Annotated in this window: 13 protein-coding genes; 5 read left to right on the forward strand and 8 right to left on the reverse strand. The window is 59.9% G+C overall.

All coding sequences use genetic code 11. The annotated features are described in order from the left end of the window. Window positions 1-62: 62 nt before the first annotated feature. Window positions 63-872, reverse strand: coding sequence for an IclR family transcriptional regulator (locus AC1D0A_RS18025; protein ID WP_476857203.1), 810 nt, complete (start codon window positions 870-872; stop codon window positions 63-65). A gap of 361 nt (window positions 873-1233) precedes the next feature. Here AC1D0A_RS18025 and AC1D0A_RS18030 point away from each other — a divergent pair, with 361 nt between their 5' ends. The 4 genes from AC1D0A_RS18030 (at window position 1234) to AC1D0A_RS18045 (ending at window position 6183) form a co-directional block, all read left to right on the forward strand. Then, window positions 1234-2607 (forward strand): MFS transporter, encoded by a 1374-nt coding sequence (locus AC1D0A_RS18030; RefSeq protein WP_476857204.1) that lies wholly within the window; start codon window positions 1234-1236, stop codon window positions 2605-2607. Window positions 2608-3104: 497 nt separating this feature from the next. After that, window positions 3105-4295 (forward strand): 4-hydroxybenzoate 3-monooxygenase, encoded by a 1191-nt coding sequence (locus AC1D0A_RS18035; protein WP_476946444.1) that lies wholly within the window; start codon window positions 3105-3107, stop codon window positions 4293-4295. 84 nt (window positions 4296-4379) lie between these two features. Continuing rightward, the gene (locus AC1D0A_RS18040) at window positions 4380-5384 is read left to right on the forward strand and encodes an aldo/keto reductase (protein ID WP_476857206.1); all 1005 of its coding nucleotides are present in this window, start codon (window positions 4380-4382) and stop codon (window positions 5382-5384) included. Between the two features lie 4 nt (window positions 5385-5388). Then, window positions 5389-6183, forward strand: a complete 795-nt coding sequence (locus tag AC1D0A_RS18045) for a DUF1932 domain-containing protein (RefSeq protein ID WP_476946445.1) — start codon at window positions 5389-5391, stop codon at window positions 6181-6183. A gap of 138 nt (window positions 6184-6321) precedes the next feature. Here AC1D0A_RS18045 and AC1D0A_RS18050 read toward each other — a convergent pair whose 3' ends face one another. The 7 genes from AC1D0A_RS18050 to AC1D0A_RS18080 are packed head-to-tail and all read right to left on the reverse strand — an operon-like array spanning window position 6322 to window position 12177. After that, the gene (locus tag AC1D0A_RS18050) at window positions 6322-7272 is read right to left on the reverse strand and encodes a Gfo/Idh/MocA family oxidoreductase (RefSeq protein ID WP_476946446.1); all 951 of its coding nucleotides are present in this window, start codon (window positions 7270-7272) and stop codon (window positions 6322-6324) included. Further along, window positions 7269-8120 (reverse strand): class III extradiol dioxygenase subunit beta, encoded by an 852-nt coding sequence (locus AC1D0A_RS18055; protein ID WP_476857209.1) that lies wholly within the window; start codon window positions 8118-8120, stop codon window positions 7269-7271. Before AC1D0A_RS18055 ends, AC1D0A_RS18050 begins: the two co-directional genes overlap by 4 nt. Then, on the reverse strand, window positions 8120-8518 hold the full coding sequence (gene ligA / locus AC1D0A_RS18060; RefSeq protein ID WP_476857210.1) for a protocatechuate 4,5-dioxygenase subunit alpha: 399 nt from the start codon (window positions 8516-8518) through the stop codon (window positions 8120-8122). The genes AC1D0A_RS18055 and ligA overlap by 1 nt, the downstream gene beginning before the upstream one ends. Window positions 8519-8520: 2 nt before the next feature. Then, the gene (locus tag AC1D0A_RS18065; RefSeq protein ID WP_476946447.1) at window positions 8521-9414 is read right to left on the reverse strand and encodes an amidohydrolase family protein; all 894 of its coding nucleotides are present in this window, start codon (window positions 9412-9414) and stop codon (window positions 8521-8523) included. Further along, the gene (locus AC1D0A_RS18070; RefSeq protein ID WP_476857212.1) at window positions 9411-10430 is read right to left on the reverse strand and encodes an amidohydrolase family protein; all 1020 of its coding nucleotides are present in this window, start codon (window positions 10428-10430) and stop codon (window positions 9411-9413) included. The genes AC1D0A_RS18065 and AC1D0A_RS18070 overlap by 4 nt, the downstream gene beginning before the upstream one ends. Continuing rightward, window positions 10427-11536 carry a 4-oxalomesaconate tautomerase gene (locus tag AC1D0A_RS18075; protein WP_476946448.1) on the reverse strand — a complete coding sequence of 370 codons (1110 nt, stop codon included), beginning with the start codon at window positions 11534-11536 and terminating at the stop codon, window positions 10427-10429. The genes AC1D0A_RS18070 and AC1D0A_RS18075 overlap by 4 nt, the downstream gene beginning before the upstream one ends. Beyond that, window positions 11533-12177 (reverse strand): 4-carboxy-4-hydroxy-2-oxoadipate aldolase/oxaloacetate decarboxylase, encoded by a 645-nt coding sequence (locus AC1D0A_RS18080; RefSeq protein ID WP_476946449.1) that lies wholly within the window; start codon window positions 12175-12177, stop codon window positions 11533-11535. The genes AC1D0A_RS18075 and AC1D0A_RS18080 overlap by 4 nt, the downstream gene beginning before the upstream one ends. A gap of 195 nt (window positions 12178-12372) precedes the next feature. On the opposite strand from AC1D0A_RS18080, the gene AC1D0A_RS18085 reads away from it, so the two are divergent. Continuing rightward, window positions 12373-13800, forward strand: a complete 1428-nt coding sequence (locus tag AC1D0A_RS18085; protein ID WP_476946450.1) for an MmgE/PrpD family protein — start codon at window positions 12373-12375, stop codon at window positions 13798-13800. The last annotated feature ends 463 nt before the right edge of the window (window positions 13801-14263 follow it).

Here is a 14263-nt window from a genome sequence, read left to right on the forward strand (position 1 = left end):
TCGAACGGTTGAGTCGTTGAACGGAACAGGCTGCTGTGCAGCGACTGACGTTCGCTGGCGGCCTACGCTGGCGTTGAGTTCGGTGCGGGGAGGCTCCGGCGAAGTGTGCCCACGGGTGCAGGGTTATAGCCAAGGCGACGGGAAATGGCTCGGGCGGCCATCTGCATCTGGGGTACCAGTGCCGGAACGTTTTCCTGGCCCCTGGTGACGATAGCGGTGAGGCAGGCCAAGGGTTGATCCCCATCCGCGAAGATGGGCACGGAGATCCCGCTGGACTCATCCACAATGATTCCGGCCATGGAGCAATATCCGGTCTGGCGGATGATGGCCAAGACTTTCCGCAGCTCGTGCGGATCTGTGACCGTGGCATCTGTCAGTTTCTCCAGGCGCCGGCTCAGGAACCGTTCCTGGTCTTCTTCGGGGGCGAAAGCCATGAAGACCAAGCCGCCCGAACAGCCATGGACCGGGAGGCGGCCGGCGATCCTGGTGATGTTGACGACGGACTCGTTGAGGGCGAGACGCTCGATGTAAAGCACATCCGTGCCCTCAAGTACGCCCAGCGAAATGTTGTGGCCCGTGTGGGCGGCTAGATCCTCCATGACCGGCAGGGCGGACTCGCGAAGGCTCGCGGCCCGGGAGCCGCGCGAGGCCAGCTCCCAGAGCCGGTGGCCGTGCCGCAGCCGTCCGGAAGGGTCGCGGACCAGCAGTCCCTCAATCTCCAGTTCGCCTACGAGGCGATGCACTGTGGATAGGGGCAGGTCGACCTTACGGCTTAGCTCCCGCAATTGAAGAGCGGGGGCCTCATCCGCAAATGCAGCAAGAATCCGCACAACGCGGTGGATGACGGACTCCCCGGAAGTGGAATTGGCCACGGACGCCTCTCAATAGGGAAGTACTTCATTATACCGATGAACGGAACACCCTGAGCAGTCCGCTCGGCCGGTGGGCGAGCCTTCATGCCAGCGACCTGGGCCGAGCCGGGGCGGGAACTGCACCAACTGGTTGCCGATTGCACCGTTGACTACACGTCCTCGCCAGGGGGAGCGCCTGTCGCCAAGACCGGTGTTGACTATATGGCTTAGATCACTATTATTGGAGCAATGGTTCCTCCATTGACAGCCTCTCTGATGGGTTTCCTCTTCCAGCCTTTGAACTGCTGGACACCCCTGCTTCGATGCAGCCGTCCCGGGAATCTTCACTCAAACGGGGTTTATCCTCACACAAAGGAGTGTTATGTCCACAACAAGTGAACAGGTGCGCGTGTTAACGCCTGAACAGAAGGATAAGGAAGTCCGTCGTGTCGTTGGCTCAAGCTTTCTCGGAAGTGTCATCGAGTACTACGACTTTTTCGTCTATGCCTCCGCAGCGTCGCTGGTGTTCGGCCCGGTGTTCTTCTCCAACCTGGACCCCTTGGCCGGCACAATTGCCTCCTTGGCAACCTTCGCGGCCGGTTACGTTGCCCGTCCGGTGGGAGGCCTGATCTTCGGCCACTTCGGTGACCGGCTCGGGCGCAAGAAAATGCTCGTCCTCTCTATGACCGGCATGGGCGTCGGCTCATTCCTGATGGGCCTGATTCCCCCGGCTAATGCCATTGGATCGTGGGGCGCCGTAATACTCGTTACGCTGCGCGTAATTCAAGGAATCTGTGTGGGCGGCGAATGGGGCGGCGCTGCCTTGATGTCCCTGGAGCATGCCAAGGCGAAAAAACGCGGCTTTGCGGCGTCGTTCGCTACCGCCGGCAGCTCGTTTGGTACTTTCCTTGGAACCGGTGCCATGGGTGTTGTTGCACTGCTGCCCCACGATGCTTTCCTTGCCTGGGGATGGCGCCTGCCTTTCCTTGCCTCCGCGGCCTTGCTGGTGATCGGCCTGATCATCCGCTCCAAGGTTTCCGAGAGCCCTGTCTTCGAAGCCGCCATGGCTGCGCAAGAGGCAAAGAAGAAGGAATCCGCTCCTCTTATGGAAGTACTTCGGCATCCCAAAATCCTCATCCTGACCACCTTGAGTTGCATTTCGTTGTTCAGCATGTCCGCCATGATCAGCACCTTCGGACCAACCTATGCTGTCGCTGGCGGTGCCAGCAGCTCCAGCGTTCTGTTCGGCTTGTCCATCAGCGGGCTTTTCTCTTCTGCAGGGGTCCTGGTCTTCGGCAAACTGTCGGATACGTTGGGCCGCCGCTGGCTCATGATGGCAGGTGGCATTGCAGTCGCGCTGTTGACCTATCCACTCTTCGCGGCAATTGGGTCCGGAACTATCGCGCTGGTCTTTATCGCCTTCGTGACACTAAAGGTCCTCTACTCGATGATCTATGGTCCGATGGCGGCATTTCTTGCCGAGCAGTACCCTCCCCGGTCGCGGTACACCGGCATCTCGCTCAGTTACCAGCTGGCCAGTTTGATTGGCGCCGGATTCACCCCTGTTATCCTTGCTTCGCTTTACGCTGCATCCGGCAAGGACATCGGTCCCGTCATCTGGTTCATGATGGGCATGTGCGCGATCAGCGTGGTGGCCGTTTTCCTCACACGTGAGACTAAGGACAACGACATCATGACGGGCGCTGCGGTTAAAGACTTTGCTACCAACCGTAGCGCGGTCGGCCCAGGCCGCTGACCCGACTCACAACCACCAGAATCGGGTCATTGGTGGCGCTGAGCGGCGACTGAATGCAGGCAGGCCCAGACAAAGCGTCTGAGCCTGCCTGTGCTCATCGCAGTCGGTGGTCTAACCGCCGTTTCCGTTCCCGCCTGGTTCTCCAGGGTTCCGCGCTTATGTTCGTCTCGGTTCTCTCCATCCGGGAAACCATGGGAACTGGACTCGAACGGGCTAACACCTGTGCATTTCTTCTGCTACGCACTGTACAAGATCGCTATGAACGATCGACGGCGGGGTGTCGCAGCGCTCGGCGTGGCCGTGCCACTGCGTGAAAAGTGCGCCAAGCGCTGGTCCCGTCCTCCAAATGGCGGCCAGGGGTATTAGCAGGCAACTTACGGAAACACGACAGCAGCATCGCCAATGAACGGAAAAGCGTAGCGGCCGTTCGATGTCGCACCACTAACAGCAAAGTCATCCACCGCCCCTGCGGGGCCTACATTAAAGCGAGACAAACCGTGGCAGCACGCAAAATCATCACCACCCAGGTGGCCATCATGGGAGCCGGCCCCGCCGGCCTGATGCTCTCCCACCTGCTGGCCAAGGCTGGCATCGAATCGACCGTGATCGAGATCCGCAGCCACAAGCAGATTTCCGAAACGGTCCGCGCGGGAATCCTGGAACACGGCACCGTCAACCTCCTTGTGGACAGCGGCGTCTCGGAGCGGGTGCTGCGCGAGGGCGACCGTCACGACGGCATCGAGCTGCGGTTCCACGGGGAAAGCCACCGCCTCGACTTCAAAGAACTGGTGGGGGAGTCCGTCTGGCTGTACCCGCAGACGGACGTCTTCCTGGATCTCGCAGCACGGCGTAAGGCCGATGGCGGGGACGTCCGCTACAGCGTTACGGACACCACCGTCAACGACCTTGAGGGCAAACCGAGGGTCTGGTTCACCGACGCCGAGGGCGTGGAGTTCGAGATCCAGGCCGAGTTCCTGGTGGGCGCGGACGGTTCACGCAGCTACTGCCGGCGGCAGGTGCCGGAGGCCTCGCGGACGCAGTACTTCCACGAATACCCCTTCGCCTGGTTTGGGATCCTGGCCGAAGCCCCGCGCAGCTCTGATGAGCTGATCTATGCCAGCTCGGACAACGGGTTCGCCCTCATCAGCCAGCGCACCGAAACCGTCCAGCGGATGTACTTCCAGTGCGATCCCAAGGAAAACGTGGCCGAGTGGGACGACGACCGGATCTGGGCCGAGTTCCGCAGCCGGGTCAACGGAAACGGCTTCGAGCTGAAGGAGGGCCCGGTCATCGACAAGATGGTCCTGCCGTTCCGGAGCTTTGTGCACACCCCCATGCGGCACGGCAACCTGTTCCTGGCCGGCGATGCCGCCCACACAGTCCCGCCCACCGGCGCCAAGGGCCTGAACCTGGCCATCCAGGACGTAAAAGTGCTCTTTGAGGGGCTGGAATCCTTCTACAGCAACGGCTCAACGGCCTCGCTGGACAGCTACAGCGACCGCGCCCTTGAGCGAGTGTGGAAGGCCCAGCAGTTCTCCTACTGGATGACCACCATGCTGCACACCCCCACGGATGCGGGCGACTTTTCCCGGGCACGGCAGTTGGGCGAACTCAATTCCGTGGTGTCATCCAAGCACGGCATGGCATACCTTGCCGAGGCGTACACCGGCTGGCCAGGGGCACGGTAAGAGGCACCAAGCCAGCTGACACGTATCCCTTCAACACCCAGCAAAGTGTCGGCGATTCATCGACCACCAACCGGAAGTAGTCCTGTGCGATACATCAAGCTTCGCGACCTCACCGTCTCCGCGATCGGGCTCGGCTGCATGGGAATGTCCCATCTCTACACGGGCCATCAGCAGGCAGAAAACGAGTCCATCCGCACCATCCATCGCGCCTTGGATCTGGGCGTGACCCACTTTGACAGCGCCGAGCTTTACGGACCTTTCAAGAATGAAGTACTCCTGGGAAAGGCCCTGAAGGGCCGCCGCGGCCAGGTGGTTCTCACGTCCAAGTTCGGTCTGATCTCGCACGTGGGGAAGGCCGGGCCCGTGGATAGTTCGGCGTCAAACATCCGCGCCGCAGTGGAAGGCTCCCTCGCGCGCCTCGGCACCGATTACATCGACCTCTACTACCAGCACCGGGTGGACAGGGCGGTGCCCATTGAAGACGTCATGGGAACGCTGACCGAGCTCATTGCCGAGGGAAAGATCCGGCATATTGGTCTTTCCGAAGCCGGGCCGGACACCATTCGGCGCGCCAATGCGGTCTACCCGGTTACCGCGCTGCAGTCCGAATACTCGCTGTGGACACGTGATGGCGATGATGGAACCCTGGAACTGCTGAAGGAACTCGGGATCGGTTTCGTGCCCTATTCGCCTCTCGGCCGCGGTCTGCTCACCGGGAAGATTCTGTCCCTTAGCCAGCTCGATCAAGATGACTGGCGTTTGAGCAACCCGCGCTTCATGGACGGTGCATTGGACAAAAATCTCATTGTGCTGAAGGAAGTGGAATCCGTGGCCCGGCAAGCGGGTGCCACGCTTTCCCAGGTGGCGCTGGCCTGGCTGCTGAGCAAAGGGAAGGACTGGTCGGCGATTCCTGGCACCACCCGGGTTGAACACCTGGAAGAAGACTTGCTGGCGGTGAACGTGAAACTCAGCCCGGAACAACTCAATGCCCTGGATAGCCTCACGCAGCCGGTGGGCGATCATCATACCGCCGCCCAGATGCGGCTCTTCGACCGCGAAAACTCGCTCAGCACCCAGGCTGGGCGATAGCCGTATGTCTGTGCATCCTAAGGTAGTTTTCCTCGGTCACAGCGAGGCCGGGTCCGCCATTGCCGGCGAGCTGATCAAGGCTGGGTTCGACGTCGTCGGTTTCGATTCCGCGGTGAGCAAGTCACCCTTCGCGCCTAGGGCGGCGAGCCTTGAGGAGGCAGTAGCCGGCGCTGCCGTGGTTCTTTCCCTGGGCCCCTATACGGCGCCGTCCAGGGTTGCCGAGCGCGTGGTGCCCCTCCTTGGCAAGGGTGCGCATTACGGGGACCTGAGCACCGGCACGCCTGCCGTGAAAAAGGAACTTGCCGCGTTGTTTGACGACGGCATATATGCGGATATCGCAGTTGCCGAGCAGGATCCGGTGGCCGGCGAAATACCAGCTCTGGATGTCGCCGGCACCGGCGCCAGGAAGCTGATCGAACTGCTTAAGCCGTCCGGGCTGGGCTTGGAGTATGTTTCCGAGGTGGCGGGCGAAGCAACGGCGCGCCGGCTCTTCCGCAGCCTGCTGGCCAAAGGTATGGCAGGAGTCATCACGGACAGCCTGTGGGCCGCGGAGAGCCTGGGCCTGCAGAACTGGGCTTACCAGGAGATTCTGGAGGAATTCGAATCCCATTCCGCCGAGACGGCCAAGCGGTATCTTTCGGGTACCGCCCTGCACGTCAAGCGGCGCCAGATTGAAATAATGGACGTCGTGGGGATGCTCAACGAGACCGGTTACGAGAGCACCATGATCGCGGCCATCGAGTTCACCTACGGACGTATCCTCCATGGAAAAAAGATTCCGTTCAGCAAGGCGCAGTAGTTGCTGCGGGGCTAGCCAGACAACGTGAGGGGTGCTCCTTCGCTCGAAACCAACTGTCAAGACAATTGAGATCCGAGCGACGGAGCACCCCTTTGTCGGTTAAAGTCTCGCTTTGAGTGGCTGCACTGGACCCCCTGCTTAGTAGGCGAGCTGCTGCTGCAACGCGTCGAGCACCACGTAGCAGGGGAGAACCTGGCCCACGCTGGAGTTGGGCTCGCGCTTTTCCTTGATGGCAGCCACGAACTCGCGGTCCTGCAGTTCGATGCCGTTCATGGATACCGCCACGTTGGAGACGTCGATGGGATTCTTTTTTCCATCGACAAGGTCGTCATACCGTGCGATGTAGGTGTTGGTGTCACCGATGTAGCGGAAGAACGTCCCGATGGGGCCGTCGTTGTTGAAGGAGAGTGACAGGGTACAAATCTTGCCTGTTTCGGTTTGGAGCTGGATGGACATGTCCATCGCTATGCCAAGCTCAGGATGCTTGGGCCCCTGGATGGCGTTGGCTTTCACGATTTTTTCGCCGGTCTGGTATTGGAACAGGTCCACAGTGTGGGCGGCATGGTGCCACAGCAAGTGGTCGGTCCAGGACCGGGCCTGGCCCAGGGCGTTGGCATTGGTGCGCCGGAAAAAGTAGGTCTGCACATCCATTTGCTGGATGGCGAATTCGCCAGCGCTGATCTTGTTGTGCACAAATTGGTGCGACGGATTAAACCGGCGTGTGTGGCCGGCCATGGCAACGAGGCCCGTCTCCTTTTGCACGTCCACGATTTCCTGCATGCCCGCCAGGGAGTCAGCCATCGGGATCTCAACCATGACGTGCTTGCCCGCACGCAGGGCCTCCAGGGTCTGGGCATGATGCATCTGTGTAGGCGTTGCAAGAACAACGCCGTCCAGGTCGTCCTGGGCCAGCAGTTCGGAGTAGTTGGTGAAGGCGGCCTTCGCCCCATATTTGGCGGCTACCTCCTTCGCGATGTCCATCTTGCTGTGGGCAACATACTGGATCTTGGCGTCAAGGATTTGGGTCAGGGCGTCGAGGTGCTTGTGGCCGAAGGCGCCCAGGCCTACGACGGCAATATTGACAGTCATGCGTCTCCTTCTTTAGGGGTAAGGATCAGGTGGCCAACGGAGGTGTTGGAAGCGGGCACATGGTTGAACCGGTGGACCTCGTCAACTTTGTCGCCGAGGGCGCCGCGCATGATGAGCCACATGATGAGTTCAACGCCTTCAGAACCTGCTTCCCTCATGTATTCGAGGTGGGGCTTGTACTGGAGCACTTCGGGCTGGTCGATGAGATCGTCCATAAACTTTTGGTCCCAGGGCAGGTTGATCAGTCCCGCGCGGGCGCCCTGAATTTGGTGGCTCATGCCGCCGGTGCCCCAGACCTGGACGTTAAGGTCCTCGTCGAATTCTTCCACCGCCCGCCGGATGGCCTTACCGAGGGAGAGGCAGCGTTCGCCGGAGGGCTGGGGGTACATCACGACATTCACGGCCAGGGGTATGACCTTGGAAGGCCATTTGTCTGGAGTGCCGTACATCAGTGACAGGGGAACTGTGAGGCCGTGGTCCACCTCGAGCACGTTCAAGACAGTCAGGTCGAAGTCATCAAGGATGAGGGAGGCAGCCAGATGGGTTGCGAGCTCTGGAGCCCCTTCGACGGACGGTACGGGCCTGGGCCCGTAGCCCTCGTCGCAGACCTCGAATGATTCGGCTACACCGATGGCGAAGGTCGGCATGATTTCCATGCCGAAGTACGAAGCGTGGTCGTTGTAGACGATGATTGCCACGTCAGGATTGTTGGTCTTGATCCAGCTTTTCGAGAACTCGTATCCCTGGAACATCGGCTTCCAGTAATCGTCCTCTGTGCGGCCCATGTCGATCGCTGCGCCGACTGCGGGCACGTGGCTGGTCGCGATCCCAGCTGTAATTTTTGCCATTATGCTTCGTCCCGTTCCTTCTTGGAGCGCCAGCCTTCAATGTTGCGGCCGCCGGCGAGCATCATTGCCTGGTACTGCTCCACGTTCATATCGGTCATCGTGCTTACGGCCTGGACGTAGGACAGTCCTTCCGCCGCGAAAATCTTGGACAGGAAGTAGACGTTGCCTCCGTTGTCGAGCATTTTCTGGAAGTCACGGGTAAGGACGGCCTGTTTCTGGTCCTCCGTCATCTCCCACTCGTCCAGGTAAGAGCGCTCGTCCGCCAAGAACCTCCTGCGGTTTTCCTCCTTGCGAAGGCTCATGCAAAACTCGTTCAGCTGGAAGCCCTCGCGGCCCTTCTCAAGAGTGAAGATGGTTGTGCCCGGAAGGTCCTTGAACTGTTCAAAATCTGGCTTCATGGTCAGCTCCAATAAAGGTAGTTGGGGTTGGCTACGAGCAACTTCTCCTGCAAAGCCGGCGTAGTTGCTATGGACGGGACGTAGTCCACGAGGATTCCGTCGTCGGGCATCTCCTGTTTCATGTTGGGGTGCGGCCAATCCGTCCCCCACAGGACGCGGTCTGGGAACTCCTCCACGACGGTTCTGGCAAACGGCGCAACGTCCGCGTAGGCAGGTGCTCCACTGACCGTGATGCGGTCCGGGCAACTGACCTTCGAGATGACGTTGGAGTTCTCCTGCATGAAGCGCAGGAAATCGCCAAACTCTGCGCCGTCCACGGGTTTGGTGACGTCAGGGCGGCCCATGTGGTCGATCACGATTGGAATGTTCAGGGAAGTGAAGAAGTCCCATTTTTCCCGGAGATCCGAGGGTTCGAAGTAGAGCACAACGTGCCAGCCCAGCGGACGGATTTTCTCAATGATGTCGCGGTAATACTCGTCGGGCTTGGGGTCCACCAAGCGTTTGACGTAGTTGAATCGGACGCCTCGGACGCCCAGTTCGTGCATCTGTGCCAGTTCCGCCGGAGTTACCGAGGGCTTTAGGGCGACGACGCCGCGCGCCCTGTCGTTCGAGTTCGCCAGGACATCCAAGAGGGCGGAATTATCCGTACCGTGGCAGGTTGCCTGAACCACTACGTTTTTCTCGAAGCCGAGAAAGTCGCGCAACGCGAAGAGCTGTTCCCTGCTGGCGTCGCACGGGGTGTATTTCCGTTCATGAGCGAAAGGAAAGATGCTGCCTGGCCCGAAAACGTGGCAGTGGGCATCGACGGCACCGGCTGGAACCTGAAACGTCGGCTTGCTGGGGGTGGGATCCCAGTCGAGCCAGTCGGAATCCTTCACGAAGGTGAGTGTGTTCATGAGACCAAGACTTTCGTCGTCTGGTTGAGGCGTGGAAAGACTGTGCGGGCGTTGTTGGCGAAGATGTCTTCGCGTTCTGGCCGGGAAATGTCAGCGGCGTCGATGTAGCGCTTGGTGTCGTCAAAATACTGGCCCGTCTGGGGATCGGTGCCGCGTACGGCGCCGATCATTTCGGAACCAAAAAGAATGTTCTTGTTGTCGATGACGCCAAGCAACAGGTCGATGCCGGGCTGGTGGTAAACGCAGGTGTCGAAGAAGACGTTGTTCATCAGGTGTGTATCAAGGGCCGGCTGCTTCAACATGTCTGCAAGTCCGCGGTAGCGGCCCCAGTGATAGGGGACGGCTCCGCCGCCGTGGGGAATGATGAACCGCAGCGCCGGGAAGTCTTTGAACAGGTCACCCTGAAGCAGCTGCATGAACGCGGTGGTGTCTGCGTTCATGTAGTGCGCACCGGTGGCGTGGAAGTTGGAGTTGCACGACGCCGAAACGTGAATCATGGCGGGAACGTCCAGCTCCACCATCTTTTCGTACAGGGGGTACCAGTAATTGTCCGTCAACGGCGTTGTCTGCCACATCCCGCCGCTGGGGTCAGGGTTGAGGTTGCAGCCGATGAAGCCGAGCTCGTTGACGCAGCGCTCGAGCTCATTGATTGATTCAGTGAGATCGGCACCGGGGGACTGCGGCAGCTGACAGACACCGATGAATGACTCAGGAAAGAGATCCACGACGCGTTTGATCAGGTTGTTGCACGCAACGGTCCATTCAAGGCTGATCCGCTGGTCACCCTCGTGGTGGCCCATGGCGGACGCCCGTGGAGAAAAGATCGTTAGATCAATGCCGCGCTCGTTGATGAGGCGCAACTGGTTCTTCTCGACAGAGTCGATGATGCTCTGGTCGGAAATCTCCGGGTAGGCAGGGCTGGGCTTGCCGGCCTTGAATGCTGCCAGCTGATCGATCCGCCACTGATTGTGAAGTTCCGGGGCAGTTGTGTAATGGCCGTGGCAATCAATGATCATGTGTTCTCCCGGAATATTTGAGGGACATAAACGGAGCCCGACATCAACATGCGGGCGGTGCGGAGTAAGGCGGACTTGGTCACGACGGGCTGGTCCGAGGAGTTATCGACTTCCATCTGGACTGTAAAGAACCCGGAGGGGTGCTCGACCTGGACCTCGATACCGGTACCGTCGCCGCGGCCCGGTGTATCCGGTGACCCGATTTTCTCGGCGACACTGCCCTTGAGCACACATGCGGTGGCTACCGAGACTGCACCGAGAACACCGATGGATTCATGGACCCTGTGCGGGATAAAGGTGCGGGTGCTGATGGCCCCCCCTCCCTTGGCTGGTGCAAGCAGGCTCATCTTGGGAACCGTCTTGTTGGTTACATCGCCGAGGTTCATGAGGGGTCCGAGCTGAAGGCGGATCTCTTCCACCTGGCCCCTCAGCTTCGAATTTGCCTCGAGTTCGGCCGGAGTCTCATAGCCCGTTATGCCAAAATCGGAAGCGTTGAGGCAGGCCACCGGCATGCCGTTATCAACGCAGGTGACCTCTACTCCGTTGACGACGTCGGTCACGTTGCCTGTAGGCAGCAGCGAACCACAGCTTGAGCCAGAGACATCCTCGAAATTGATAGTGATGGGCGCGTGCGTCCCAGGAACGCCGTCGATGCGGGCGGAACCGGCGTAATTGACCACTCCTCCTGGAGTTTCCACATACGCTGTGGCCTTGGAGTCCGTGTTCACCATGTAGATGGCGACAGGAGTGACACCATCAGCAGCCGGCAAAAGTCCGTTTTCAAGTGCGAAGGGACCCACCCCGGCCAGAATGTTGCCGCAGTTCTGTTGATCGCTGACCTCGGCACGGTCCGGCCACACCTGAAGAAAGAGGTAATCGACGTCGATCCCGGGCCGGATGGACCGGTTGACGACGGCAACTTTCGAAGTGAGCGGGTGGCCGCCGCCCATTCCGTCGATCTCCCGCGGGTCGGGTGAGCCCATGGCCGCCAGAAGGAAGGCATCCCGGGCGCCCCGCTCGGCCGGCAGGTCCTCGGCCAAAAAATACAGTGCCTTGGACGTACCCCCACGCATGACAGTGCAGGGGACCGCCATCTGACTGGTCATTGCTGGTAGTCCTCGTAGACCAGACCCTTGGCGGCAAGCCTGTCGCGCATGTTGTAAATGTCCAGGCCCAGCTCGCCTGACTTAAGACGTGCCCGCTTCGCGGTCTCATTCGCTTCACGCTCACGGCCTTTGGCGAGGACGCTCGCGGCGTCCTCCCGCCGCACAACACAAACACCATCGATGTCGGCAACGATCACGTCGCCGGGACGGACGAGCTGATTGGCGATCACGACGGGAACCTGTACATTACCGACGGTCTCCTTCACAGTTCCCTGTGCACCGATGGCCTTTGACCACACCGGAAAATTCATGTCGGTCAGGGTGTCGACATCGCGAACACCGGCATCAATAACGAGACCGCGGACGCCGTGCGCGAGAAGACTTTCAGCGAGCAGGTCTCCGAGGTATCCATCGTCACAAGGACTTGTCGGCGTCACGACCAGGATGTCGCCGGCCTGGGCCTGCTCGACGGCAACATGAAGGGACCAGTTATCGCCTGGAGCAACCTCGCAGGTAAGCGCGTTTCCGGCTACCTTGGCGGGAAAGATAGGACGCAAACGAATGTCGAGCAGGCCGGTTCGACCCTGGGACTCATGGACCGTGGCCACACCCACTTCTACAAGACCATCAATGATGTCCAAGGGCGTCCGTGGGGTACCGCGAACTACTACTGCCATGATTCTCCTTTGAATACCGCGGAACTCCGCGCGTTGCTGCGATCGAGTATGGGTCCGGAACCCCTTGGAGGGCTTCCATTGGTGCCTATGCTCGCGCATTGGTTCATCCATTGATATCGTGGAGGTCACGGTAGGTCTTGTCAAGACGGAGGAGAAAAAATGCAGTCCCAAAGCGTAGGTCAGAGCGGCGCCACTGAGCCGGCATCAGCAGACAAACCGTTGCTCACCGTACTGGCCGAATTTGCGCACTCACTTGAGGGTGACGCCATTCCTGCTGCTGTACGCGACCAGGCCAAGCTCTGTCTGCTCGACACGTTGGGATGCATTATCGCTGGCTCCGTAACAGCGGAGGCCGCGGCCCTGCAGCGGGCGGAACGCCGTCTGAGCAGTGGCTCGGGAGTCATGCTGTCTCCGAGTGAAGAAGCTCGAGTCTTGGGCTACATGGGTGACGTACTGGAACTCAATGACTTGATCGGGGGACACGCAAGCATTGGGATCGTTGCCGCGGTCCTAGGCGCGGCCCGGCAAGCGGACTCTTCCGGAGAGCGGGTGGTCGATGCAATCGTCGCTGGCATCGAAGTCACTTCCCGTCTCTATGAATCCACGGCATGGACGAAGAAGCCGTACACAGAGTCGGGGATGGTCATTCCGAGTCTCGTTTCCGCCATTGGTGCCGCGGCCGCCGTGGCCCGACTGCGCGGACTGTCCGTCGCCATGACGGCAGAAGCAATGGCCATTGCCGGGACCATCGTCAGCTGGGGTCCGGCAGAGGTTATCTTCGGCACGGGAGGAACCATCAAACCAATCCTGTTTGGTGCGTGCCCTGCGGACAGCGGCATCAAAGGCGTTGAGTATGCCCAGGCGGGACTGACCGGCCCGCCGAACTTGATTGAAAGCCCGCTCGGGCTCATGGCCGCACTCTCACACAGTTTTGACGAAAGTGAGATCCGTTCCCCGGATGTATGGCATCTGCTCAAGCCGCAGCGAAAACTTCATGCATCCTGCGGGTACACCCACTCGAGCATCGACGCCGTGGTGGATCTTGTGCGCCATGGCGTGAACGTTGCAGGAGCCAAGCGAATCAAAGTTCAGGTGCCCGAATACTTGCTAGCCGCCGTAGGCAAGGATCACATGCCGGAAACTTCCAATGAAGCCCGCTTCCATCTGCAGTATTGCCTCGCTCTCGCGGCCAATGGTGCCGACTTCATCAGCCCGGCCCATACGCTCGAATTCGAACGATACGCGTCCCCCGAAATCGAATCGTTGATGGAACGGATTGAAGTCTCTTCACTGGAAATCAGTGGCACGATTCACGCGAAGCCCTACAACATTTCACGAGTAACCGTTGAGGGGCCCGACGGTGAAATAGTCGAAGGCGGCTCCAACGCCCCTCGGGGTTCTGCTGCCAACCCACTGACAGACGATGACGTTATTCAAAAGTTCAGGCGTCTGGCATCTGCACGAATGCCGGACGCCGAGATTGAATCGGGCATCAGCCTGATCCTGGATCTTGCCCGTCCAGGAAACGACAAAGGTCTTTGGGCGATCATCGACGGCATCTTGGAAGCCGACGCGAAGGCCGGCTAAGTGCGCGGTGTGGAAATCGGGGAAGAGGATAGGAGTAGAAGCGGCGACGTGCACCTGCAGCCCCACGTCGCCGCTTTTGGCTGGTCATATGCGTGTTTACCAACATCCTCTGAAATGGGTGAAGGAGGTGTCGCCATCATGAATTTCTGCTTTGCTGGATCGTGCGTTCCTTACATTGCAGGCTCCGTTCGTGGCCGGCGGCGCCACCCACAACCAGGACAGGGCGAACCCGTCCGTAGTCCGGCAAAAAACCGCGTTCCCTGAGGGGGACGCGGTTTTTGGGGAGAGCAGGGGGATGAATGAATGTGGGTGTGGACAATGTCAACACTTTGGGCGTCGGACTCGCCCTTGCTGGGGTTGGATCGGGCCGGATTCCGCATGTTTCCGTGAGAGCCCAGTGTTTGCGAGGGCTGGAATGCAGTTCGAGTCCCACCTCGGGCACAGTGTTTTCGCAGGTCAGGGG

Source organism: Arthrobacter sp. P1_D4 (assembly GCF_056406115.1).

What these genes read in the sequence shown, in the direction of transcription:
- AC1D0A_RS18030 (WP_476857204.1), top strand. Translation starts at nt 1,234, where the DNA reads ATGTCCACAACAAGTGAACAGGTGCGCGTGTTAACGCCTGAACAGAAG.
- AC1D0A_RS18045 (WP_476946445.1), top strand. Translation starts at nt 5,389, where the DNA reads ATGTCTGTGCATCCTAAGGTAGTTTTCCTCGGTCACAGCGAGGCCGGG.
- AC1D0A_RS18050 (WP_476946446.1), bottom strand. Translation starts at nt 7,272, where the DNA reads ATGACTGTCAATATTGCCGTCGTAGGCCTGGGCGCCTTCGGCCACAAG.
- AC1D0A_RS18055 (WP_476857209.1), bottom strand. Translation starts at nt 8,120, where the DNA reads ATGGCAAAAATTACAGCTGGGATCGCGACCAGCCACGTGCCCGCAGTC.
- ligA (WP_476857210.1), bottom strand. Translation starts at nt 8,518, where the DNA reads ATGAAGCCAGATTTTGAACAGTTCAAGGACCTTCCGGGCACAACCATC.
- AC1D0A_RS18065 (WP_476946447.1), bottom strand. Translation starts at nt 9,414, where the DNA reads ATGAACACACTCACCTTCGTGAAGGATTCCGACTGGCTCGACTGGGAT.
- AC1D0A_RS18070 (WP_476857212.1), bottom strand. Translation starts at nt 10,430, where the DNA reads ATGATCATTGATTGCCACGGCCATTACACAACTGCCCCGGAACTTCAC.
- AC1D0A_RS18075 (WP_476946448.1), bottom strand. Translation starts at nt 11,536, where the DNA reads ATGACCAGTCAGATGGCGGTCCCCTGCACTGTCATGCGTGGGGGTACG.
- AC1D0A_RS18085 (WP_476946450.1), top strand. Translation starts at nt 12,373, where the DNA reads ATGCAGTCCCAAAGCGTAGGTCAGAGCGGCGCCACTGAGCCGGCATCA.